20 protein-coding genes and 1 tRNA gene are annotated in these 23,487 nt (G+C 61.1%); 9 read left to right on the top strand and 12 right to left on the bottom strand.

Going from position 1 to position 23,487, the window contains the following annotated elements:
- Positions 1–28: 28 nt before the first annotated feature.
- Positions 29–1,354, bottom strand: coding sequence for a DUF6538 domain-containing protein (locus M1E12_RS12100; RefSeq protein ID WP_479561961.1), 1,326 nt, complete (start codon positions 1,352–1,354; stop codon positions 29–31).
- A gap of 272 nt (positions 1,355–1,626) precedes the next feature.
- Positions 1,627–1,703: transfer RNA gene (locus M1E12_RS12095), tRNA-Arg, on the bottom strand.
- Between the two features lie 349 nt (positions 1,704–2,052).
- Between M1E12_RS12095 and M1E12_RS12090 the strand changes: the two genes are divergently transcribed.
- Positions 2,053–2,505, top strand: coding sequence for a MarR family winged helix-turn-helix transcriptional regulator (locus tag M1E12_RS12090; RefSeq protein WP_310241792.1), 453 nt, complete (start codon positions 2,053–2,055; stop codon positions 2,503–2,505).
- A gap of 3 nt (positions 2,506–2,508) precedes the next feature.
- On the opposite strand, the gene M1E12_RS12085 is transcribed toward M1E12_RS12090, so the two are convergent.
- The 4 genes from M1E12_RS12085 to M1E12_RS12070 all read right to left on the bottom strand — a co-directional run bounded on the left by M1E12_RS12085 (position 2,509) and on the right by M1E12_RS12070 (position 6,280).
- Positions 2,509–2,979 carry a hypothetical protein gene (locus M1E12_RS12085; protein ID WP_479561960.1) on the bottom strand — a complete coding sequence of 157 codons (471 nt, stop codon included), beginning with the start codon at positions 2,977–2,979 and terminating at the stop codon, positions 2,509–2,511.
- Positions 2,980–3,091: 112 nt separating this feature from the next.
- Entirely contained in the window at positions 3,092–3,907 is an 816-nt protein-coding gene (locus M1E12_RS12080) for a transglutaminase family protein (protein WP_479561959.1), read from the bottom strand.
- Between the two features lie 14 nt (positions 3,908–3,921).
- Positions 3,922–4,863, bottom strand: a complete 942-nt coding sequence (locus M1E12_RS12075; protein ID WP_113459757.1) for an alpha-E domain-containing protein — start codon at positions 4,861–4,863, stop codon at positions 3,922–3,924.
- A gap of 7 nt (positions 4,864–4,870) precedes the next feature.
- Entirely contained in the window at positions 4,871–6,280 is a 1,410-nt protein-coding gene (locus M1E12_RS12070) for a circularly permuted type 2 ATP-grasp protein (protein WP_479561958.1), read from the bottom strand.
- Between the two features lie 389 nt (positions 6,281–6,669).
- Between M1E12_RS12070 and M1E12_RS12065 the strand changes: the two genes are divergently transcribed.
- Positions 6,670–7,554, top strand: a complete 885-nt coding sequence (locus tag M1E12_RS12065; protein WP_479561957.1) for a DMT family transporter — start codon at positions 6,670–6,672, stop codon at positions 7,552–7,554.
- 81 nt (positions 7,555–7,635) lie between these two features.
- On the opposite strand, the gene M1E12_RS12060 is transcribed toward M1E12_RS12065, so the two are convergent.
- The 4 genes from M1E12_RS12060 to M1E12_RS12045 all read right to left on the bottom strand — a co-directional run bounded on the left by M1E12_RS12060 (position 7,636) and on the right by M1E12_RS12045 (position 11,054).
- Positions 7,636–9,039: a DEAD/DEAH box helicase gene (locus M1E12_RS12060; RefSeq protein ID WP_479561956.1), complete on the bottom strand. Its 1,404-nt coding sequence runs from the start codon at positions 9,037–9,039 to the stop codon at positions 7,636–7,638.
- A gap of 296 nt (positions 9,040–9,335) precedes the next feature.
- On the bottom strand, positions 9,336–9,638 hold the full coding sequence (locus tag M1E12_RS12055) for a DUF1905 domain-containing protein (protein WP_479561955.1): 303 nt from the start codon (positions 9,636–9,638) through the stop codon (positions 9,336–9,338).
- Positions 9,635–10,750, bottom strand: a complete 1,116-nt coding sequence (locus M1E12_RS12050) for a DNA alkylation repair protein (protein ID WP_479561954.1) — start codon at positions 10,748–10,750, stop codon at positions 9,635–9,637. The genes M1E12_RS12055 and M1E12_RS12050 overlap by 4 nt, the downstream gene beginning before the upstream one ends.
- Positions 10,751–10,754: 4 nt before the next feature.
- Entirely contained in the window at positions 10,755–11,054 is a 300-nt protein-coding gene (locus tag M1E12_RS12045; protein WP_136541344.1) for a hypothetical protein, read from the bottom strand.
- Positions 11,055–11,139: 85 nt separating this feature from the next.
- On the opposite strand from M1E12_RS12045, the gene M1E12_RS12040 reads away from it, so the two are divergent.
- Together M1E12_RS12040 and M1E12_RS12035 are read left to right on the top strand one after the other, a co-directional pair.
- Positions 11,140–11,817 carry a helix-turn-helix transcriptional regulator gene (locus M1E12_RS12040; protein WP_102018200.1) on the top strand — a complete coding sequence of 226 codons (678 nt, stop codon included), beginning with the start codon at positions 11,140–11,142 and terminating at the stop codon, positions 11,815–11,817.
- 108 nt (positions 11,818–11,925) lie between these two features.
- Positions 11,926–13,749, top strand: coding sequence for a HAMP domain-containing methyl-accepting chemotaxis protein (locus M1E12_RS12035; protein WP_479561953.1), 1,824 nt, complete (start codon positions 11,926–11,928; stop codon positions 13,747–13,749).
- A 118-nt stretch (positions 13,750–13,867) separates the two neighbouring features.
- On the opposite strand, the gene M1E12_RS12030 is transcribed toward M1E12_RS12035, so the two are convergent.
- Entirely contained in the window at positions 13,868–15,454 is a 1,587-nt protein-coding gene (locus M1E12_RS12030; RefSeq protein ID WP_479561952.1) for a trimethylamine methyltransferase family protein, read from the bottom strand.
- Between M1E12_RS12030 and M1E12_RS12025 the strand changes: the two genes are divergently transcribed.
- On the top strand, positions 15,444–15,668 hold the full coding sequence (locus M1E12_RS12025) for a hypothetical protein (RefSeq protein ID WP_113465484.1): 225 nt from the start codon (positions 15,444–15,446) through the stop codon (positions 15,666–15,668). The two genes, M1E12_RS12030 and M1E12_RS12025, sit on opposite strands and share 11 nt — an antisense overlap.
- A gap of 26 nt (positions 15,669–15,694) precedes the next feature.
- Entirely contained in the window at positions 15,695–19,684 is a 3,990-nt protein-coding gene (locus M1E12_RS12020) for a PAS domain-containing protein (protein ID WP_479561951.1), read from the top strand.
- On the opposite strand, the gene mnmC2 is transcribed toward M1E12_RS12020, so the two are convergent.
- Positions 19,685–20,407: a tRNA (5-methylaminomethyl-2-thiouridine)(34)-methyltransferase MnmC2 gene (gene mnmC2, locus M1E12_RS12015; RefSeq protein ID WP_479561950.1), complete on the bottom strand. Its 723-nt coding sequence runs from the start codon at positions 20,405–20,407 to the stop codon at positions 19,685–19,687.
- Here mnmC2 and M1E12_RS12010 point away from each other — a divergent pair.
- The 3 genes from M1E12_RS12010 (at position 20,406) to puuE (ending at position 23,471) form a co-directional block, all read left to right on the top strand.
- On the top strand, positions 20,406–21,614 hold the full coding sequence (locus M1E12_RS12010; RefSeq protein WP_479561949.1) for an NAD(P)/FAD-dependent oxidoreductase: 1,209 nt from the start codon (positions 20,406–20,408) through the stop codon (positions 21,612–21,614). The two genes, mnmC2 and M1E12_RS12010, sit on opposite strands and share 2 nt — an antisense overlap.
- 137 nt (positions 21,615–21,751) lie before the next feature.
- Complete coding sequence (locus M1E12_RS12005; protein WP_479561948.1) at positions 21,752–22,459, top strand: DUF1045 domain-containing protein; 708 nt, start codon at positions 21,752–21,754, stop codon at positions 22,457–22,459.
- 91 nt (positions 22,460–22,550) lie between these two features.
- Complete coding sequence (gene puuE / locus M1E12_RS12000) at positions 22,551–23,471, top strand: allantoinase PuuE (protein ID WP_479561947.1); 921 nt, start codon at positions 22,551–22,553, stop codon at positions 23,469–23,471.
- The last annotated feature ends 16 nt before the right edge of the window (positions 23,472–23,487 follow it).

Genomic DNA, 23,487 nt, shown 5'->3' with positions numbered 1-23,487 from the left:
CGTCACGTCAGGCATATTGGATTGATATTCAATGGGTTATATTCTTTTGTTTTTCTTCTGCTATGGCGAAGGCTTGAAGCATGGCGTCACGCTTTTTTTCTAGCGAGTATCCCTCGCCGTATCGTCCAGTCATGCTCCCATCGTGTCCGACGATGGATTTAAGCAAACTGTCCTGCATGCCCTCGACTTGTCGAAGTAGGTCAACAAAGCGATGTCGGTAGCTGTAGGTGGTTTTGTCATTGGCGACTTTGCGGATTATCTTATTTGCCGCCTGCGATAGAGCCTCCGAGCCGCCTGAGCGGCAATAGCGGGGAAATCCTTTTGGGAACTGTCTTGCTACGTTCAAGGCTGGTCCGATCAAAGGAATGTCACGAGGTCGATTGTCCGTCTTTAGGCTCCTGCGGTTTGGGTTCTTGCCGATTCGGATATAGGGAATCTCGCAGTCTAGGTGGAAGTCTGACTCATGCAGCAAGACCAGTTCACTTGCGATGGTGCCGGTGAACTCAGCGAGCAGCAGGATTGCCTTTAGTTCATCATTAGCTTTGGAAGACGCTAGCTTGCCGCGAAGAGCGACGATTTCCGCTTCCGTGAATGGGAGGCGCTGTTCTGCGTCGTTGCCATTGTGGTCGATCTTAGCGTGTTCAAATGGGTTCCGATGATCTGGGTGATCGGCTTGTAACACCTTCCGAACCATGGCGTTCAGAAACAGAAGCTTCTTCTTCGCAGTTTCAGATCTGATCGCCCCTGCTTCGACGCGCTTGCCTAGATTGATCGCGTAGTTTGCGGCGTCTCTGGGGCGGATCTTCAGAACATCCAGGTCACCCATCTCCCGCTTGAAGTCATCAACTGGCTCTCGGTGTCGGTTCCACTTCTTCTGGCGTGCTCTGTGGTCGAGATCGTTCCATTTGCCCGCCGACAGCTCCTGAAAGCGTTCGAACATTGCATCCAAAGACAGCTCATCTTCGAGGGCGCTGCCGATTGCTGCAACTTCGGCAATGTCGGGGTTCTTGATCTGCTGCAAGATTTCCAGGCTTCGGCTCATCATGGCGACATAGTCCTGGAGGGATGTAGCCTCTATATCTCTTGGTGATGCTCGCTGCAGACCAAGTCTTTCATATGTCTTCTGCATTAATGGCATAGTGAGAGGTGTGTCGTCAGTAATAAAATGCGAATTGTGGAGCGTAGTATATTGCTCAAGAAGTTGACCGGCTTTGATTAGCGCCTCCTTCCTGTCTCTAGTTTTCAAAGTCCTCCAAATTTCTTTTTTCCCAAATTTCGGAATTAGGCGTTTAGGAACGGATAGTCTAAAGTAATAGTTTCCGTTTTCACGTAAAACGATGTAATTAAGGCTCATTCTCTCCCCTTTGTTTTCTATTATGTTGTCGTTATGGGAGAATTATAAGCAAAACACAGCGTATTGTCAAGCGTTCTCGTTGGGGTGAGTGGTCTATACTACATAGTCAACATTCAGTACTGGGTGTGCGTGCCTGTACTGACCTATTGGAATAAAATTCTAATATTAAATTTAATTGTACATGAAAGAGCGCGAAAACGTAGCAATTCTGCGCTAGAAACGTAGCAAAATTGCACGCCTCCAGGCCAACCCACTGATTTTAAATAGAAAATTGGCGCACCCGACAGGATTCGAACCTGTGACCTTTGGAATCGGAATCCAACACTCTATCCAGCTGAGCTACGGGTGCATCCGAAGGCGGCTTTGACTCGCCGTTCCGATTGCGGTCATAGCGCAGTCGCTCGCGCGCATCAATCCGAAAAAGCGTTTGGCCGTGGCGGTATCCCGCTTGCCTGTCGTGTGGTGGGCGAAATGATCGGTAGATGATCAAATGCCCGGCTTTCGAGAATGCAAGGAGCCAATCCTGGGGGAAATGAACGGCAAATGTCCAAAAACGGTGCTTCATGCCCAATCGGTTGCCTTTGCGCCCTTGTGGCAGCGGTTTTAACCGTTAGTATCGTTGCAGGAAGGTCATTGCCCCGTGTAATGGCTCTCTGAGGGGACATAATGATGATGGCGGGGAAATGCCTGAACTTAACATGGATGAATTGATACCCAACACGACCAAGCTGGACTTTTCAGTCATGGACGATGCTGTGGGTTATCGGTTGCGGCGGGCACAGCTCGCTGTTTTTCAACATTTCAATGAAGCTTTTTCTTCGAAGGGACTTCGGCCGACCGATTTTGCGGTCCTGCTTCTGCTCACCAACAACCAGGGTGCAAAGCAGAGCGAAGTGGCCGAGGCGCTCGGCATTCAGCGGGCGAATTTTGTCGCCATCGTCGACGGGCTGGAAAACAAGGGCTTCATCGAACGGCGCAAGTCCGAGACCGACCGGCGTGTCCAGTCGCTTTACATGACGCCGGCGGGAGAGGCCTATCTTGAGGAACTCATGCCGATCTGGGTCGATCATGAGCGTTGGGTCCTGGAGCAACTCGGCGGCATTGCCGAGCGCGACAGCGTCAACCGCTTGCTCAGACGTCTCTACGACTGATCGTCAACGACCGCTTCGCAGGTCGTGGCTGCTGATCGCCTCGTCGACCAGCCCGTTTGCGATCTTCATGCGCAAGGTCGCTGCGTCGCGATAGTCTGCGGCGACGCGATCCGGATGGTTCTCGCGGGCGAAGCGGCGGCGGCGCTCCTGCAGCCGATCGCGGTCGTCCGACGGTTCGATGCCGAGATCCTCGGCAATCTCCTGCGGCGAGAGGCGGCCTGCCCATGCGGGTGGCGGCGGCGGAGCAGGCGGCTCGGGCTCTTCCGGTGGCAGGTCTTCGGGCATCAGGAAGAGGTAGGCGTCGAGACGCTGGTCGGCGCCGGTTTCAGGGGAAGCTGCGAGATCCGGCTCGGCCACGAAGCCGGTGCTCAGGCCCTTGATCCGGAAGGTCTGTTCTTCGGCTACGGGCTGCTCTTCGGCCTCGTCATCAAGCCTGTCGACTACCGACTGGAAGAGAGACTTTCCAAACAGCATGCGTGTTCGACCTCCGCTGCGGCCGTGCCGCGCCTCAAGGGCACATCATCATGCCGGGATGGAGTGGAGCTTGCGGAAAGGTTCCGACCGCGCGCGCCGCTGGAGCGGCAGGTCAGCTTTGCGACTGGCTCTGTGAGGACTCGACCACCAGCGTGACGGTCAGATCCTCGCCAGCAAGACCGATCCGCATGCCGGAGACGGGGGCGGCATCGGGGTAGCCGAGGCCGGTTGCGATCCGCACATAACGGGCATCCGGGCAGTGGTTATTCGCGGCGTCGAAACCCACCCAGCCAAGACCTTGCAGGTGAACCTCGGCCCAGGCATGGGTCGCGACCTGCTCAATGCGGTCGTCCATCAAAAGGTAACCCGAGACGTAGCGGGCGGGCAGTGCGAGCAGGCGGGCAGCGGCGATAAAGGCGTGGGCATGGTCCTGGCACACGCCGCGACCGGCTTCCAACGCCTGTTCAGCGGTGGTCTCCGTGCCGGTCGAACCCGTCTCATAGGCGATCTGCGCGTTGAGCTTGCCCATCAGGTCATGCATCTTGGCCAGATCATTGTCGCCGGACAGGCTGCGCGAAAGCTCGCGGATCAGTTTACCCGGCTTGGTCAGCGGTGTGTCGCGGAGGTAGAGCCAGAGCGGCACATAGCCCTGGTGCGGGCCGTACACGCCGGAGCGGTCCTCGGTCTCGACCTCGCCAGACGCGACGATATGAACGCTGTGGCTATCGCCTTCGGTGGAGACGAGATGGGTCTGGTTGCCGAACTGGTCGTTGAAGCCGGCTTCGACATTGGCGCCGTCGACGGCGATGCTCCACGACAGCACCTTCTGGCCCGGACCATCTTGCGGGGTCAGCCGCAACCGTTGCAGCGAGTACTGGACCGGGTCGTCATAGCGATATTCGGTGGTATGGCTTATCCGCAGACGCATGCGCTCAATCCTGCTCAGCTATAGAACCTGTAACCCTCGGTGATTTCATTGCCCAGCTTGTTGTTGAGCGAGATGAAATTGTCGAGGAACTCGTGCAGCCCCTGATCCATGATCTGATCGATGCTGGTCGTTTTCAGGGTCGCAAGCACGGCATCGGCGGTGTGGTGCGCCGCGAGGCGCTCGCCATATTCCTGGCCGACATAGCCGAGGTTGGAGGTGATCTTCTCGTAGCAATAGGCAAGCGAGCGCGGCATCTGACCGCTCAGGATCAGGAAATCTGCAATGTTGGCCGCCTTGTATTCTCCGTCATAGACCCAGCGATAGGAGCGATGCGCGGAAACCGAGCGCAGGATCGATTCCCACTGCATGTTGTCGAGCGAGGAGCCGACATGGGTGATCGCCGGCAGAAGCACGTAGTACTTCACATCGAGGATGCGGCTGGTGTTGTCTGCGCGTTCGATGAAGGTGCCGATGCGGGCGAAGTTATAGATCTCGTTGCGCAACATCGAGCCGTGGAAGGCGCCGCGGATCAGGCCGGCGCGGCGCTTCACGGTGTCGATGACCTCAGGCAGATCAGCGGACTTCAGCTTGCGGGCGAGCATCTGCTTCAGCTCGATCCAGCATTCGTTGGTGGCTTCCCAGGTCTCGCGGGTCAGAGCCGTGCGCACCATGCGGGCATTGTTGCGGGCGGCGTCGATGCAGGACATGACGCTGGAAGGGTTGGCTGTATCGCGCAGCAGAAAGTCGATCGCGTCGGCTGCGGTCACCTTGTCCTGCCGCTCGGCAAAAAGGCTTCGGACGTCGGCACTCTGCAGCACCGCATCCCAGTCATCGTCCGAGGCGCCGGTCCGGGTGAGCGACATCCGCAAGCCCGCATCGACGAGGCGGGCAATGTTTTCGGCTCTTTCGATGTAGCGGAACATCCAGAAGAGGCCGTTGGCAGTTCTTCCGAGCATGACCATGTCAGTCCTCCAGTACCCAGGTGTCCTTGGTGCCGCCGCCCTGGCTGGAATTGACCACGAGCGAACCCTGCTTGAGGGCCACGCGGGTCAGGCCGCCGGGGATGATCTGCACCTTGTCGGAGACGAGGACATAGGGACGTAAGTCGACGTGGCGGGGCGCGATCCCCTTGTTCACGAGGATCGGCACGGTCGAGAGAGACAGCGTCGGCTGGGCGATGTAGTTGTTCGGCCGGGCCTTCAGCTTTTCGGCGAAGGCGGCACGCTCCTTCTTGGAGGCGGTCGGGCCGACCAGCATGCCGTAGCCGCCGGAGCCGTGCACTTCCTTCACGACCAGTTCTTCGAGGTGTTCGAGAACATATGACAGGCTGTCTGCCTCAGAGCAGCGCCAGGTCGGCACGTTTTCAAGGATCGCCTTGCGGCCGGTGTAGAACTCGACGATCTCCGGCATGTAGCTGTAGATCGCCTTGTCGTCGGAGATGCCGGTGCCCGGAGCGTTCGCAATGGTGATGTTGCCGGCCCGGTAGACATCCATGATGCCGGGAATGCCGAGCGCCGAATCGGGGCGGAAGGTGAGGGGATCGAGGAAGTCGTCGTCGACGCGGCGGTAGAGCACGTCGATCGCCTCATAGCCGCGCGTGGTGCGCATCTTCACCTTGCCGTCGATGACGCGGAGGTCAGAACCTTCGACCAGCTCGACGCCCATCATGTCGGCGAGGAAGGAATGCTCGTAATAGGCGGAATTGTAGATACCGGGGGTGAGGACTGCGACGCGCGGCTTGCCCTTGCAGCCGGGAGGGGCGAGCGAGGCGAGCGACTGGCGGAGCAGATAGGGATAATCCTCGACGCGCTGCACCTTGTTGAGCTGGAAGAGCTCCGGGAACATCTGCATCATGGTTTCCCGGTTCTCCAGCATGTAGGAGACGCCGGAGGGCGTGCGGGCATTGTCTTCCAGCACGTAGAACTGGTCTTCACCGGTGCGCACGATGTCGGTGCCGACGATATGGGTGTAGACCCCGCCCGGCGGACGAAAACCGATCATCTCGGGCAGGAAGGCGACGTTCTTCTCGATCAGCTCGCGGGGAATGCGGCCGGCCTTGATGATTTCCTGCTTGTGGTAGATGTCGTCGAGAAAGGCGTTCAGCGCCAGCACGCGCTGTTCGATGCCCTGGGCGAGCTTGCGCCATTCGCGGCCGGATATAATGCGCGGGATGATGTCGAAGGGGATCAGTTTTTCGGCACTGTCGGCATGGCCGTAGACGGCAAAGGTGATGCCCGTCTTGCGAAAGATGTTTTCCGCATCTCTCGACTTGGCCAGAAGCCTTGCCGGGTCCTGGCTGGAATACCAATCGAAGTAGTTCTGGTAAGGTCCGCGCGGAGCACCGTCCGCTGTCATCATTTCATCAAATGCCAATGGCGCCATCCCCTTTTTGGTTCATTTGAATACAAGCATTTGGCCAATGCAAGCAGCATCGCAGGTCAAGGGACGAGAATTAGGCACGGCTTTATCTGCCTGGAAAATCGGCATGAGCGCCATTTTTGAGCAATCGGGACGGTGTGATCACTGCATCTCCCGGTTCTACCGGGTGGTGAATCCCTGCCGCTGAACCGCAGCTTTTGCGTGACATGAATTTCTGCCGCTTAATTAGGCATTCGTTTGGGAATGTTTTTTGTGTCCGAGCCAGATGTGAGCGAAATTCAACGGGCTTTGCAGGAAAACTCTTTTGACCGCGGCCGGGGTCGGCATTATCGAAGCGGACAGCCGGCGGCTTGCGATCCGGTCCTGGAAAGACGAACCGACTCATGACACTCGCCCGCATCGCCCCCGTCCTCTTCGTGTTGCTGTGGTCGACGGGATGGGTCTCCGCCAAATACGCGACCTTCTTTGCCGATCCCCTGACGTTTCTCGTCGTTCGCTACGGCACGGCGGTCGTGTTGTTCTACATCGTCTGTCGTGTCGGAGGCGTCTCCTGGCCGAAGGATCGGGCCGGATGGATGCATGCCATCGTCTCGGGCATGTTCCTGCACGGGCTTTATCTCGGCATGGTCTGGTGGGCGATCGGGCAGGGGGTGCCGGCGGCGCTGTCAGGGATCATAGCGGGCCTGCAGCCGCTGATGACCGGGGTCGCCGCCGCCTATCTGATCGGCGAGGACCTCAGCGCCAGTCAGCGGCTTGGCCTGGTGATCGGCTTCCTCGGGGTTGGTATCGCGGTCCTGCCTAAGGTGCTGGTCATCGATGCTTCCACGATCCCGGCCTATGCCGTGGCGGTCAACGTTTTGGCCATGGCCTGCGTGACGGCCGGCACGATCTACCAGAAGCGGCTGGTCAAGGAGGGCGATCTGCGCGCCGTGGCAACGCTGCAATATGTCGGCGCCCTGATCGTCACGGTTCCGGCGGCCGTTGCGCTCGAAAACTTGCATGTCGACTGGAGCCTCGGTTTCTTCGCGACGCTTGCCTGGTCTGTCATTGGGATCTCGATGGGCGCGATCGCGCTGCTTCTCTATCTGATCCGCCACGGCGACGTGTCGAAGGCGGCCTCGCTCATTTATCTCGTTCCGCCGATGGCGGCTCTCGAAGCCGCCATCGCCTTCGGGGAAGAGTTGACAGTGCCGATGATGGTCGGGACCTGCGTGGTCATGGTCGGCGTTTACCTGACCAATCGCAAGACAGTATCGGCGCCAGAGTGAGCGGCCGGCCGCGCAGGCCATGAAAAATGGCGCGGTGGGTGCCGCGCCATTTCAAAATTCTAGAGCTTATCGAGCCACGACTTAGGCCTGGCGACGACGACCGCCGGCGGTGCCGGAACGGGCCGGACGGCCCTGGCCGTTGCCACCCGGACGGCCCTGGCCGCCATTGGCGTTGCGGTTCTGTCCGCCGCCATTGCCACCCTTGCGGTGACCGGTCTTGGCCGGACGGCCATCGGCCTTGGGAGCGCCTTCGGCCTTGCCGCGACCCTTGCCCTGGCCCTGGTGATTGCGGTTGTTGCCACCACCGCCACCGCCGCCACGACGCTGCGGGCGGGCCGGACGCGCGAGGTTTGCCGGCGGTTCGCCCGAGGCGACCGGGATCTCGATGCCCATCAGCTTTTCGACGTCGCGCAGCAGACGACCTTCGTCCGGACCGCAGAATGCAATCGCGATGCCTTCGCGACCGGCACGGGCCGTACGGCCGATGCGGTGGACGTAAGCGTCCGGCACTTCCGGCAGGTCGTAGTTGAAGACGTGAGAGACGGCCGGGATGTCGATGCCGCGGGCGGCAACGTCGGTGGCGATCAGCGTCTTGATCTCGCCGTCACGGAAGCCCTTCAGAGCGCGCTCGCGCTGGCCCTGGCTCTTGTTGCCGTGGATCGAGGCGACCGAGTAGCCGGTGGCGTCGAGGTGCTTCATCAGCTTTTCCGCGCCATGCTTGGTGCGCAGGAAGACGATGGAGCGGCCATCCGGATTGTCGTTGAGGATCTTCTTGAGCATTTCCGTCTTGGCGTTCTGGCCGGCAACGAAATGCACGTGCTGTTCGACCTTGTCGGCGGCCTTGCCCGGGGGCGAGACGGCGACCTTCAGCGGGTCGGTCAGGAAGCTTGCGGCGAGATCGGCGATCGACGGCGGCATGGTGGCCGAGAACAGAAGCGTCTGGCGCTTCGGCGGGACCATCTTGGAGATCTTGCGCAGGTCATGGATGAAGCCGAGATCCAGCATCTGATCGGCTTCGTCGAGAACGAGGTAACGGACGGCGCGCAGCGAGATGGCGTTGCGGGCGATCAGGTCGAGCAGGCGGCCAGGCGTCGCGACGAGGATGTCGGTGCCTTTTTCGAGCTGCAGCTGCTGCTTGCCGATCGATGCACCGCCGACGACCTGGTTGATCTTCAGCGGCAGGCGGCGCAGGTAGCTGCGCAGGTTGTCGCCGATCTGGTTCACCAGTTCGCGGGTCGGGGCGAGAATGAGGGCGCGGGTGGTGCGGTTGTCGGGGCGCTTCTCGTCCTTGAGAAGCATCTCGATCATCGGCAGGCCGAAGGCGGCGGTCTTGCCGGTGCCGGTCTGAGCGAGGCCAATCAGGTCGCGGCCTGCGAGGACGACGGGAATACCCTTCTCCTGGATCGGAGTGGGCGTCGAGAAGCCGAGCGTCGTCAGCGTCGCGACGATATTCTTGGAGAGGCCAAGATCATCGAAAGTTGTCAAAGTCATACCTTTCGGGGCGCCAAATGCACGACCCCGGAACGCGGTCTTCGCGATCCGGTTGGCATTGGCGTCAAGAACCCCGCGTGATTTGGGAACTTGTAAGTTGGAAAAAGCTTCCAGCGCAGCGGCGGAGTGTCCGCCAGTCATGTCATGCGCTTGTCCTTCGTCGCGTCTCAGATGTCGCTGGGCTCGCTCACGCGGCGGCCGGAAGGTGAAAGCTGACCTGCAAATGGGCTTATTTGGCCGAGAAGTCAAGGAAATGTTTGCAGTGCAGCGTGAAAGGTGCCGGCCCATGCTCAGCTGTCGACCGTCAGCAGCACCGAAATCATGCATCCTTCGACAAGGCCCTCCCGCCTGCGTAGTTCCGCCTTCAGCGGCAGAAGGTAGGTCGCGCGTTTCCTGTCCGGGAAAAGAGAGGTTTTGACCATACTGGCGCCAATCTGCACCTGAACGGCAATGGCGCCCAAAGCATTGGGGTGACCGAAGAAGCGGGCTCTCGCCGCCGCCTCTTCGTCCAGGAAGACGCCGTGCCATTTGCCGGGGCCGTCGAACTTCACGACCTCTGCCTCGAAACGGATGGTCTGTCCGCTCCCGCTCATCCCTTGTCACCTTGGGGCATGTTGAGGTGGAAATCGCAGATGGCGACCCGTCTGCCGTTCAGCATGACCTCCAGCGCATGCCTTCCCGGATGATAAACCCGCGTCGTGATCGGCCGAAAGGCGTGGCGCCTGGCGATCGTCACACTGTCGCCTGCCGCGATCGTCAGGCTCTTGCCCTTGAACACCTTGGGGGAGAGCGAGCCGTCCTTCTTCTGATGGTGGATGGCATAGTCGACCAGTACCGTCCTTGCTTCAGCGCCGGTGTTGGAGAGCTGGATCTCGAAGGCGAGTTCTCCGGGGAAATTGATCCGGTCAGATGCAAGCGTGAAAGTGGCTTCGACGTCGGTGAGGACGGCGAAGCCGAAATTGGCGAGCGCCTTGCCGTGTCCCTTCTTGATCAGCGTGCGCGAGGCGTGTTTGAGCAGCCAGAGCCTCTCTTTGGAGGCGCCTTTCGAGTGGCGCTCGACGAAATCGGCGACGAGATCCGGATGGTCTTTGGCGATGTCGTTCAGGCTGTTGGCGACCGAGCGGCGGACATAATCCTCGGGGTCGTCAAGGAGGGCCTCCAGAATCGGCAGGATCGGCGTGGGGTCCGCGACGAGCTGGGGCAGGCGCATAGCCCAGGGAAGGCGGGGCCTCGTGCCTTCACTGGCAAGGCGGCGGACGTGGTGGTTCGGGTCGAGCACCCAGGTTGAGATCACCGCAAGTGCGGCGTCCTGCTCCTCCGCGATGAAGGGACGGATGCCGAATTCCGCGGTGAAATGCGGCGTCAGCGCCTTCAGAAGATCGAGTGCGGTCGCCAGATGCCCGCGGCCATGGCGGGCAATGTACTGGTTGAAGGAGAGGAGAGCCCAGCCGCTCAGTCCTGACACTTCGGGTGCCGGCAGACAATCGTTCAGGATCCTTGCGGCGGTCTCGAAGTCGCCCGGCAGATGTCGGTGCAGCGCATCCGCGATACATTGCCCGCGCTGCATGAGTTCGAGGCTGTCGATCACCGGAAGGGTATCGGTCAGGAAGGCGGCGTGGTCGAAAGGGCGCCAAACCCGCGCTACGGCGTCTGCCGTGTCGCGGGCCGTCTCGGCGCCGATCAGGTGTTTCAGCGGCTCGGCCATGATGTCAGATCGTGTCTGTCGTTGAAAAATGCTGCATCAGGGTAACACCGGTGATCGCTGCCATATAAGGGGCGAAGGCGGGGTCCGCCTGCACCTTGGCGGCGGCGGCATCGGCGCTTTCCTTGTCGCTCCATTCGACGAGATCGGCGATCAGGTCGCGTTGGTCGAGCGAGTTCAGCGCCTTCCAGCTGACGAAGCCGGGATAGGTTTTAACGGCCGCCATCGCGGCACGGCGGGCCTCTTCGGCGGCAGGTCTGTCTGCCACGCTGCAGACGGCGAGTTCGAGAACGGTGGTGGTGGTCATGTGGCTCTCCCGGTGTTGATGACGGCTTGACCTAACACGACCCAACTGACAACCTTCTGGCCATAGTCTTTGCCGGAGGTATCGCATGCGCCCCGCCGACCGCCTGTTCCGGATCATTCAACTGATGCGCTCCACCGGCCGTGCCATGACGGCCGCTGAGATTGCGGAGAAGATGGAGGTCGCGCCGCGCACCATCTACCGCGACATGGATCACCTGATTGCCTCGGGCGCCCCGATCGAAGGTGAGCGCGGCGTCGGCTACATGCTGCGCGAGGCCTTCGATGCCCCGCCGCTCACCTTCACATTCGAGCAGCTGGAGGCACTCGCCTTCGGGCTTCGCGCCGTCGAGATGCTCGGCGATCCGCGGCTCGGCCAGGCGGCGCGGGAGGCGAAGGACAAGATGCTGGCGATGCTGCCGAAGGATCATGCCGAACGGCTGATCTCCGCCCCGATCCACGCCTTCCGCTCATCGGCCCAACCGGTGGTGCCGGATTGTCTGGGCGATGTGCGCTCGGCGCTGTCGGCCAAACGCAAGGTCTGGATCGCCTATCACTCGCTGCCCGGCGAGCGCAGCCAGCGCGTCGTCTGGCCGCTGGGCTTGGCCGCCTTCGGCGCGATCTGGGTGATGACCGCCTGGTGCGAGATGCGCCAGGGGTTCCGCGACTTCCGCCTCGACAGGGTTGAGGACTGGAAGGTGATGCAGGATCGCTTCGAGCCTCAGCCGCATCAGACCTATCAGGCGTATCTGAAGCAGCTCAGCTGAAGTTTGCTGCGAAGCAAAATTTTTTTATGCGGGTCTCCTAATTTCCCTAAAAATTAAGGGGTTCGAGCCGATAGGTGGAGCTACGAAAGCAACTTCTGAAAGACGCCTATGAAAAACCTGAGAGTCTCCCGCAAGCTGGCCCTGGCTTTCGCCTCGGTGCTGTTTGTTGTCATCGCCTTCTGTTCCGTTGCATTTGTGTCCATGCAGCGGATCCACGAAGCCACGATTGCCAATCAGCAGACGCAGTCGGTGCTTAAACTGTCCGGTCAGATCCTCGCGACGCTTGTTGAACATCAGAACGCCATGCGCGGCTTTGTGGCGAGCCTGAACGAGGAATTCATCGAGCGAATGGCCAAGTACGGCGACGCCGTTCCACCCTTGATGGCGCAGCTTGAACAGAAGCTTGAGAAGTCCGATGCGGACACCTATCTGCCGCCCGTCCGCTTAGCGATGCAAACATTCTATTCGCAGCTCGACGCGACCGTCGCCAATGCGCGTGATCCCGCGAAGATCGAGGAAACGCGGAGCAATATCGCAACAACGGCGCGCCTGAGTGATATCCGCAAAGCGCTGACCGCGCTCGACGAGGCAAATCAGAAACTTGCCGATGAGCGAACTGCGTCTCTAAACGCCGCCTTCCAGACCGGTACTATGACTCTCATCGGCGGTGGTGTCATGGCCGCCCTCATTGCCGTTGCCATGGGTATCCTGCTGACACGCAGCCTTGCGGCGCCCCTGAGAGGCATGACTTTGGCAATGCGGAAGCTGGCGGAAGGGGACACGTCCATCGACATCCCGGCCATGGAGCGCCGGGATGAACTTGGCTCGATGGCCGGCGCTGTCGAAGTGTTCCGGGCCAATGCGATTGCCGCGCTGAAGCTCGAGGCCGATGCGAAGCTGCAGCAATCTACGACGGAGGCCGAAAGGGCCGCACGCGCTAAGCTCGACGAAGCTCGCTCCGAAGCGATGACGCAGGCAACCGCAACGCTTGCCGGTGGCTTGGCAGAACTTGCAAAGGGCAATCTCACAATTCGCCTCGGACAGCCGTTTGCCGAGGAATTCGAAACCCTGCGGAAAGACTTCAACGAAGCCGTCGCCCAACTTGCCGAAACACTCTCGGCCGTCGCGCATGCCACGACGTCAATCGACAACGGCAGCCGTGAGATCAGCGGCAGCACAGATGATCTCTCGCGTCGTACCGAACAGCAGGCTGCCTCGCTTGAAGAAACGGCGGCAGCACTAGACGAAATCACCGTCAACGTCCGACACGCCTCGAACCGCGTCGATGAGGCCCGTGCCGCAGCATCGGATGCTGCGCACAGTGCCGAGACTTCCGGCACCGTCGTCGCGAGCGCAGTTGCGGCCATGGGCCGTATCGAGCAGTCATCCCAGTCGATTTCCAACATCATCGGCGTGATCGACGAAATCGCATTCCAGACCAATCTGCTTGCGCTCAATGCTGGCGTGGAAGCCGCGCGTGCCGGGGAAGCGGGCAAGGGCTTTGCGGTCGTCGCCCAAGAGGTGCGTGAACTCGCGCAGCGGTCGGCCCAGGCTGCAAAGGAGATCAAGGACCTCATCAGGGTTTCGACCGAAGAGGTCGCAAACGGCGTCAAGCTGGTGAGTGACACCGGCGCTGCTCTGAAGACCATCGAGAGCTTCATCACGACGGTGAATGTCCAGATGAACGCGATCGCCACGGCGGCGAAAGAGCAGGCGACGGGGCTTGCCGAAGTCAACACCGCGGTCAATCAGATGGATCAGTTCACCCAGCAGAACGCGGCGATGGTCGAAGAGACGAATGCGGCAAGTGCGGGACTTGCAACGGAAAGCACACGCCTTCGCCAATTGGTCCAGCGGTTCGAGATCAGCGCTGCGAAAGCCGCTGGTCAGGCAGACAGAGGCTATGCGTCTGCCATGCGCCGATCGGCATAAGGCGCGGTCCTGTCCGCACGCCTTTTCAAAGCCGTAAAACTCAAACGCCTCGACCTTTACGGGTCGAGGCGTTTTGCTTTGTTGCTCGAGTCTGCTTCGATGGGCTGAACCCGGCGCCTCAGAAATCCGTCGCAACCCCGCCTTCGGCCTTGCGTTTCGCCACGAAGGCATCGAGCTCTTCCTCGACACCAGGGTCGATAGGCGGGCGCTCATAGGTGGCGAGCTTCTCCTTGAAGACGCGGTTGGCGTGGTCGTAGGTGGTCGGGCGGCCGGCGTCGGTCCAGGTCTCGAAATTGCGCCAGTCGGAAAGGATCGGCGAATAGAAGGCCGTCTCGTAGCGGGCGAGCGTGTGGGCGGTGCCGAAGAAGTGGCCGCCGGGGCCGACTTCGCGGACGGCGTCGAGAGCGAGCGCATCCTGGCTGACATCGAGGGGCGTCAGGAATTCGGCCACCATCTGCAGCATGTCGACGTCGAGGATGAACTTCTCGAAGGAGGCTGTCAGGCCGCCTTCGGTCCAGCCGGCGGAATGCATGATGAAGTTGCCGCCGCCTTGGGTCAGTGCCCAGAGCGAGAAGACGCTCTCATAGGCGGCTTGAGCGTCCAGCGTGTTCGCCGCATTGGTGTTCGAGGTTCGGTAGGGAATGCCGTAGCGGCGGGCGAGCTGGCCGCCGACGATGACGGCTTTCATGTATTCGGGCGTGCCGAAGGCAGGTGCGCCCGTCTTCATGTCGACATTCGAGGTGAAGCCGCCATAGACGACCGGGGCGCCGCGCTTGACCATCTGGGTGAAGGCGATGCCGCACAGCGCTTCCGCATTCTGCTGGACGACGGCGCCGGCGATCGTGACGGGCGCCATGGCGCCGGCGAGCGTAAACGGCGTCATCACGACGACCTGGCCGCGCGACGACATTTCGATGATGCCCTGCAGCATCGGGCCATCGAGGCGGAGCGGCGAAGACGAGTTGATGATGGTGAAGAGCGAGGGCTCGTTCTCCATTTGCTCCATCGAAATGCCACGACCGATGCGGGCGATCTCGATCGCGTCGAGATTGCGCTGCTTGCCGAGCGAATAGCAATGGAAGACCTTGTCGGTCAGCTTCACCATGTCCGAGAGGCAGTCGAGGTGGCGCACCGAGGCGTGGATGTCGATCGGCTCGACCGGATAGCCGCCCGTCGTGTGGATCACGTCATAGCACTGGGCGAGCTTGACCAGTTTGCGGAAGTCTTCCTGATTGCCGGCGCGGCGGCCGCCTTCGCGGTCGGCGACGAAGGGGGCGGAGGCGATCTGGGCGAAGACCAGATTGTTGCCGCCCATCTTGACGTTGCGCTCGGGATTGCGGGCAAACATCTGGAATTCCCGCGGGGCAGACGCGATCATGTCCATGATCAGGCCGCGGTCGAAGCGGACGCGGTCCGAGCCCTCCGTCACCTCTGCGCCATGCGCCTTCATGATGGCGCGCGCCTCCGGCAGCATGATGTCCATGCCGATTTCTTCGAGAATGGTCAGCGACGCATCGTGGATGGCGTCGAGTGCTTCCGGATCGAGCAGTTCGGTCTTGGCGAGGCGATTGACGAGGTTGCGATATTTGCCGGCAGCACCGGCGCGGCTGCGCTCGCTGCCGCGGCCGCCGGTGCGTCTGCGGCGTTCGCCACCGGCCGACGGGGTTTCAGTCTCGGACAAGGCGGAGATGCTAATGTCGCTCATGGTCGATCCATTGTGTCAAATTCGACATCAAGTCTCGCAGGTTCGGGCCGCAAAAGGCATTGCCGTTTGCGACGAAAAACCGGCTCATCTGGAACAGTGGCATGGTCAGCTGTTTGTCGCGAGGCAGAAGGTCTATCTGTATTCGCTTTTTAAGTATCAGATTGTTCTCTGCTTACTCGCTGTTTACCAAAACAAGTCATTGATCTCATGGTGAACAGAGATTTGACCCGGGGAAGCGCCTTGCTCGAGCTAGTCCGCGACAAGATTGCCGCGCTTGACCTGCCTGCGTATGTCAAGGACAGCGAACTGCGCTATGTCGCGGTCAATGCTGCTTTCGCGCTGCTTCACAATCTCGCGCCTGAAAGCTTTATCGGCCGCAGCGATCGGGAAATCCTCGGCGCCAATCTCGATGACCATCGGGATGACCGCGAGCGGCGCGTGCTCGTCTTCGGCGAAGAGGAAGAATTGCATCTGCGGCCGGAGCCGTCTGGGCCCGCGCGCATCCTGCATATCGAGCGCTTCTTCGACGATGACGACCGGATTTATCTCTTTGGTTTCATGGAAGAACGTTCGTCGGCGCCTGTAAACGCGGGTGCCGCTTCCGAGACGCTTCCGTCGACTGCTGTCTTTCAGGCTGTGCTCGAACAATATCCCATCGCCACCTATTTCCGTGGGGAAGACCACCGGCTGCTGTTTGCCAATCGTGCCTATGCCGAAATCGTCGGCCGGCCGATCGAAGAACTGGTCGGGCTGACCGAGCAGGAGATGTTTCCGGAGCTGGGGCAGGCCTATTTCGAAGGCAACAGCCATGTGCTCGCAACGGGCATAACCGAGGAAGTCCAGGATACCTTCATCCAGGCGGACGGAACGCGGGTTCCCGTGCTGACCCGGACCGGCGCGGTGACGGGTCCGGATGGAGCCCGCTACATCGTCGGCTCCATCACCGACCTTTCTCCGCTGCGGGAAGAGCAGAAGAAGCTGGAAGCGGTGCGGCAGGAGTCGGAAGCGCTTCAGGCGCATCTGCACAGCCTGATGGGTTCGCTTCCAGTCGGGATCATCGTGCTCGATCCGGATCTCAGGATCTCGTTCGCCAATCCGGCAGCCGTGGAGATGACCGAATTTGACCCTCCCCTGTCGCTGATCGGCATGGGATATCGGGAGTTCCTGCTGCGAACCATGGGGCGCAGCGGTACCGGCGTTTCGCGCGAGGAGCTTGATGAGCGTGTCGACTATCGCATCGAGCAAGTGGTGAGCCTTGAGGAGGGCCCGCTGATCGACGTGAAGACACCATCGGGCCGGGCGCTGGCCGGCGGCAGCCGTCGGCTGGATGGCGGTCGGATCCTGCTCACCTATTCGGATGTCTCGGATGTCATCCAGCGCGAGGAAGAAACACTCCTTTATCGCGCAGCACTCGAGCAGATGCCGGTGCCGGTCTTTATTCGCGATCCCGATCGCCGGATGATCTATGTGAACAAGGCCTACGAAGACCTGCATGGTCAGCGCCGCGAAGACATTTACGGGCTGACAGAGGAAGAGCTTTGGCCGGAGCATGGCAAGATCATGAAGGAAGAGAACCTTCGCATCTTTGCCACCGGCGAGATGATCGAGAAGAACCGGGAAGTTGTCGTTCGCGACGGCGAGGAGATCTCGGTCATCACGCGCCTCAGCCGCATCACCACCGCACAGAAGAAGCATTATCTCGTCGGCTCGGTCAACGACATCTCCATGCTCAAGAAGGGGCAAGAAGCGCTGATGGCGGCTCAGGCCCGGGCCGAGTCGCTTTATGCCGACATCGTGTCGATGCTGCAGGTGATGCCGGTCGGCGTCGTGATCATCGATTCCGACTACATGGTGGAGTTCGCCAACGAGAAGTGCCGCGAAATCTGGCGTTGGCCGGCCGACATCAAGCTGAGTGGCTCGAGTTTCCGCTCCTATTGCGAACAGAATTACAAGCTCGGCTATGCCTGGCCGGGTGTGGATTTCGAAGAGGGGTACCGCGCCCGGATCGCGCAGTTCGATGCGCTCGAAGGCTCGCATGTGACCGAGCTTGCTTACGACGATGGCAAGTTCGTGCTGGCGACCATCACGCGCCTGCACGACCGCAAGATCCTGCTCACCTATTCCGATCTGACCGAGATGCGCGCGCGGGAACGGGAGATCGACCAGGCCCAGCAGCAACTGGAGCGGCTTGGCAGGTTCGTCCAGGAATCCATGCGGATGATGACGCAGGGCCTGATGATGATCGAGCAGGGCCGGATCGCCGAGGTCAATCCGTCCTTCTCGCACATCCTCGGCCTTCCCGACGACCTCATTGTACCTGGCTCGAGCTGGCGGCCGATTTTCGAATTCTGCGCGGCGCGTGGTGACTTCGGCGCGGAAGCCTCGAGCATCCTTGAGCAGTGGCAATCGGCCTTGCACAGCGCGAACGCCGTTTCCACGAGTTTCCTCGCCAATGGCAAGACCTGGGTCAAGCTGGAGGCGACTTTCGGGCGTGATCGCAGCTGCGTGGTCGTGCTTACCGACTTTACCGAAGTGAAGGCGCGTGAAGCGGAGCTCGAGGTGCTGCTGGCTCGTAGCGAAGCCGCCGACAAGGCGAAGTCCGACTTCCTCGCCAATATGAGCCATGAAATCCGCACACCGATGAACGGTGTGCTCGGCATGGCGGAACTCCTGTCCAAATCCGAACTCGACAGCCGCCAGAAAACCTTCGTCGACATCATGGTGAAGTCTGGCAATGCGCTGCTCACCATCATCAACGACATCCTCGACTTCTCCAAGATCGATGCCGGCCAGCTGAAGCTGCGCAAGTCGCCCTTCGATCCGGTCGAAGCGATCGAAGATGTCGCCACGCTCCTGTCGGCCGCGGCTGCGGAGAAGGATATCGAGCTCGTTGTTTCCGGCGACCAGAAGGTCAACCACACCTTCATGGGCGATCCCGGCCGTTTCCGGCAGATCGTGACGAACCTGCTCGGCAATGCGATCAAGTTCACCGAGAAGGGCCATGTGCATCTCGAGGTCTCCGCCGAGCCGCAGGTGGATGGCCAGGCGGTCCTGAAGCTCCGCATCGAAGACACCGGCATTGGGATCCCCGAGGAGATGCAGGCGAAGATCTTCGAGAAGTTCTCGCAGGTCGACACCTCCTCGACACGCCGCCACGAGGGGACGGGACTCGGGCTTGCGATCACTGCAGGTCTGGTCAGGCTCTTCGGCGGCAAGCTCCATGTCGAGTCGGAAGTCGGGCGTGGCTCTGCCTTCACCGTCGAACTGCCGCTCGCCATCGTTGCCGAGCGGCGCCGGCAGAAGGAATTGCCGGCGACCGTCAAGGATGCGCGGGTCCTCGTCATCGACGATAACGCCGTCAATCGGCGCATCATCACCGAACAACTGCAAATGTGGGGCTTCGACGGACTTGCCGTGCCGGACGGAGAAACCGGCCTGCAGATCCTCAGTGCAGCCCATAGGGAGGGGCTTGCGATCGATGTGGTCGTGATCGACTACCAGATGCCCGACATGAACGGCATCGATGTCGCAAAGGCGATCCGCAGCGACAGCCGGTTCGACGATATCGCCCTCGTCTTCCTCACCTCGATGGACATGGTGGGGGATGACCGTCTCTTCGAGAGCCTGAAGATCCAGGCGCATCTGATGAAGCCTGCCCGCGCGAATGTCCTGCGCGGCGCGATCATCGATGTGGTCCGGACCGCACGCGTCCATGGGGTGAACGGACCTCGCTTGCGCCAGGTGGCCACACCGGCTCCGCTTGCGCCACGCGCGCCCCTGCCGGTCGAGCCGAGGCCAGCACCGGTCGCTGCTCGGGATGACGGCGCGCTTCGGGTGCTGATCGCAGAGGATAATCCGGTCAACCAGATCGTTTTTCGGCAGATTCTGACTGGCAGTGGCATTGCCTATCGCATTGTCGGCAATGGCGAGGAGGCGGTGGAGGCCTGGCGCAGCGAACCGCCAGATCTGATCTTGATGGACGTTTCGATGCCGGTGATGAATGGCCATCAGGCGACCGCTGTCATCCGCAGCGAAGAAGGTCTTGGGCCGGGCGACCGCATCCCGATCATCGGGGTCACGGCCCATGCGTTGGACAGCGACCGGGACGCTTGTCTCGCCGCCGGCATGGACGACTATCTCTCCAAGCCGATTTCGCCGGAGCTCTTGATGCGCAAGATCGAGCAGTGGAGCGGCCGGCCAATCCTGGCCGCCGCCGGCTCCGAGGGCTGATCAGGCCGCCGGCCGGACCCCGCAGAGCATTTCCCGCTTTCCGGCAAAGCCCGGACGTCTTTCCACGGCATAGCCCGCGGCAATCAGGTTGCGGCGGACGAAGCCTGCGGCGGCATAGGTCGCGAACGTGCCGCCTTCCACCGTCGTGTCATGAACCCTCTGCATCAGTTCCGCCGACCACATGGCGCTGTTGCGGGATGGAGCGAAGCCATCGAGATACCAGGCGTCGAAGCGGAGGTCGCTTTCCGCCAGGTTCTCGAAGGCGTCTCCGCAGACGACTGAAAGCCGGGTCTCACCATCAAGATCAATCGTCACCACGCCTGAGGGCGATGACGGCCAGAGCGCGACCAGGGCCTTGCGCTCGGCATCGATTTCCGGCCAGCGGGACAGGGCCCGATCGATTTCGGCAGCCTGCATGGGAAAGAGCTCGAAGGAGACGAAATGCAGGTGGGCACCAGGGAGGCGATGCCACTTCCACTGCCGCCAGGTTTCGCAGGCGTTGAGGCCGGTGCCGAAGCCGAGTTCTCCGATGGTGAACTGCTCGGCCTCACGCCAGCGCTCTGGCAAACCGTTACCGGCAAGGAAAACGTGGCCGCATTCCAGCCGCCCATCGGTCTGGCAATAAAAATGGTCGCCAAAGGCGGTCGAAAAGGGCATATCGCCGTCATGCCAGGTGAGCGGTGCAGTGTCGGGATTGTCCGGCGTGGAATTCGAATGGGTCATGGCCATGTCCGATAAGACGGCTGCGGTGTCAGGTCAATTGCGGGCAGAACTCGTGATCGTTGGCGGCGGCATCATGGGCCTCTGGGCCGCGCTGAAGGCAGAGCGGCGCGGCATCGACACCATTCTCATCGACGGGGCGGGCATCGCCAGCGGTGCAAGCGGCGGACTGCTCGGCGCGCTGATGGCGCATATGCCGGACCGCTGGAACGAGAAGAAGCAATTGCAGTTCGAGGGGCTGCTCACGCTGGAGGCCGAGATCGCTGCCGTCGAGGCCGAGAGCGGGCTCTCCACCGGCTATCGCCGATGCGGCCGGCTCATCCCTCTGCCGAAACCGCATCTGCGGCCGCTGGCGGAACGCCATTCGGATGAGGCTCAGACGAATTGGGACCAGTCCGGCCGCCGCTTCGACTGGTCCGTGACGGATGAGAGCCCTTTCACCGACTGGCCGTCACGCCAGTTTTCCGAGGCCGGTATCGTCCTCGACAGTCTCGCCGGGCGGGTTTCGCCGCGCGGCTTGATGGCGTCGATCAGGCAGTTGTTGGCCCGATCACGGCATGTGCGGGTCATCGAAGGCCAGGCCGTCCAATCAATCGATGCGGCTGCCAGGAGCGTGTCCTTGGAAGACGGGTCGGCCATCGGCTTTGGTGATCTCCTGGTCGCGGCCGGTGTCGGCTCCTTTCCTCTGCTCGACATGGTGGGCCCCAACCTCGGGAAACCGCTCGGTCGGGGCGTGAAAGGGCAGGCGGCGCTGTTGAAGGCCGATCTGCCGGATGATCTGCCGCTTCTTTATCTCGACGGCCTCTATGTCGTCCCGCATGAGGGCGGCCGTGTTGCGATCGGCAGCACCAGCGAGAACCGGTATGACGACCCCTTTTCGACCGACGCGCAGCTCGACGCCTTGATCGCCGAGGCGCGCGAGCTGGCTCCGGTTCTGCGAAAGGCCGAGGTCGTGGAGCGCTGGGCGGGGCTGCGGCCCAAGGCCATCGATCGTGATCCCATGGTCGGGCCGCATCCCGACCACCCCCATGTGCATGCGCTGACGGGCGGGTTCAAGGTGAGCTTCGGCATCGCGCATCTATTGGCCGATGCAGTGCTTGATTCGATCGCGGGCAAACGTCTTGCGCTTCCTCACAGCTTCAGCCTCGCGCATCACGTTTCGGTGGCTGCTCGTCGTGCAAATGATGAGGAAATTGCCGAAATACCCTGAAATACTAGGGTTCTGCGAGCGTTTGCGCGGGAAATTAGCGCAGGCCGCTTCGTGATACTGTCATGCAAATCACCTATCCACCGGCTTGTAACGGCAACTGCTAAAGTTCCGACCCGAGCCAGTGCGAGGTGCTCGACATGCGCTATGCCATCTGCTTTACGCCGCCTGCCCGTGAACCGCTCGCCGATGCAGCGGCGCGCTGGCTTGGTCGCAACGTTTTTTCGGGCGAGGCGGAGGAGCATCCGGGTCTCAAGGGCATCGGTGTGCACGAGATCGCCTTCCACACGGCGCTGCCCCGCCGCTTCGGCTTTCATGCCACCTTCAAGGCACCGTTTCGTTTGAGCGAGGGATCGAGCGAAAGCGCTCTCCTGCGCGAACTCATGCATTTTGCCGGCCGCATGGAGCCCGTGGTGCTGGACGGGCTTTCGGTTGGCCGTATCGGTGATGTTTTTGGCTTGATCCTGGAACGCCCTTGTCCGGAGGTCGATCATCTCGCCGCTTCCGTCGTTCAAGCCTTCGACGGGTTCCGCGCGCCGCTCACCGAAGCCGAAATCGAGCGGCGACATCCGGAGCGGCTTTCGGCTCCGCAATTCAGCAATCTGAGCCGCTGGGGCCATCCTTATGTGATGGATGAGTTCCGTTTCCACATGACGCTGACCGGTCCGCTTTTGGCGCGGGACTTTCCCCGTATCGAGCAGGGGCTGAAGGCGCATTTCGATCCGGTTCTGGCCGAGCCGGTCATTGTGACCAATCTCGCGCTCTTCGTCGAACCGGAGCGTGGCGCGCCCTTCACCGTGCATTCTCTGCATCCGCTGGGGCGGGTTTCGAGCCGCAAGATCGCCTGACGCTTCGCGCTGCAGCAAAAACTCTGTCTTGCCATCTCGACAGGTGCCGCCGTCGCCAATAGCCTCGCGTCAAAACACGAGAGGTGAACCGATGACGACTGCTCCTTATCCCCGCGACCTGATCGGCTATGGCCGTGACATTCCCGATCCGAAATGGCCCGGCGATGCGCGGATCGCGGTGCAGTTCGTGGTGAATTACGAGGAGGGCGGCGAGAGCTGCATTCTCGATGGCGACCCGGCGTCCGAATGCCTGCTGTCGGAAATCGTCGGTGCCCAGCCCTGGGCCGGCCAGCGCAACCTCAACATGGAATCGATCTACGAATATGGCTCGCGCGCCGGCTTCTGGCGGCTCTGGCGGATGTTCACCGAGCGGAAGGTCCCCGTGACGGTCTATGGTGTGACGCTTGCCATGGCGCGCAATCCGGAAGCGGTCGCGGCGATGAAGGAAGCGGATTGGGAGATCGCCAGCCACGGCTATCGCTGGCTCGAATACAAGGATTTCCCCGAAGAGGTCGAGCGGCAGCACATTCAGGAGGCAGTCCGCCTGCACAAGGAACTGACCGGCTCGCATCCGCTCGGCATGTATCAGGGCAAGCCGTCCATGAACACGCTGCGCCTGGTCATGGAGGAGGGCGGTTTCATGTATTCCTCCGACAATTATTCCGACGACCTGCCGTTCTGGGTGCCGGATCTCGAGGGCAAGCCCTTCCTGATCATTCCCTATACGCTCGAGACCAACGACATGCGCTTTGCCACACCGCAGGGCTTCAATTCCGGCGACCAGTTCTTCACCTATCTCAAGGACGCCTTCGACGTGCTCTACGAGGAGGGAAAGAACGGCAGCCCGAAGATGATGTCCGTCGGCCTCCACTGCCGCCTCGTCGGCCGGCCGGGGCGCGCTGCGGCGCTGGCGCGGTTCATCGATTATGTGACCAGCCACGAAAAGGTCTGGGTGCCGAAGCGCATCGAGATTGCCGAGCACTGGCACAAGCATCACAAGCCGGCGTGGTGAGATCTTCTTGAAGGAT

The sequence above is a fragment of the Rhizobium sp. K33 genome, from assembly GCF_056501445.1.
The sequence above is the reverse complement of the archived record's forward strand: the minus strand, read 5'-3'. Positions and strand labels throughout refer to the sequence as shown.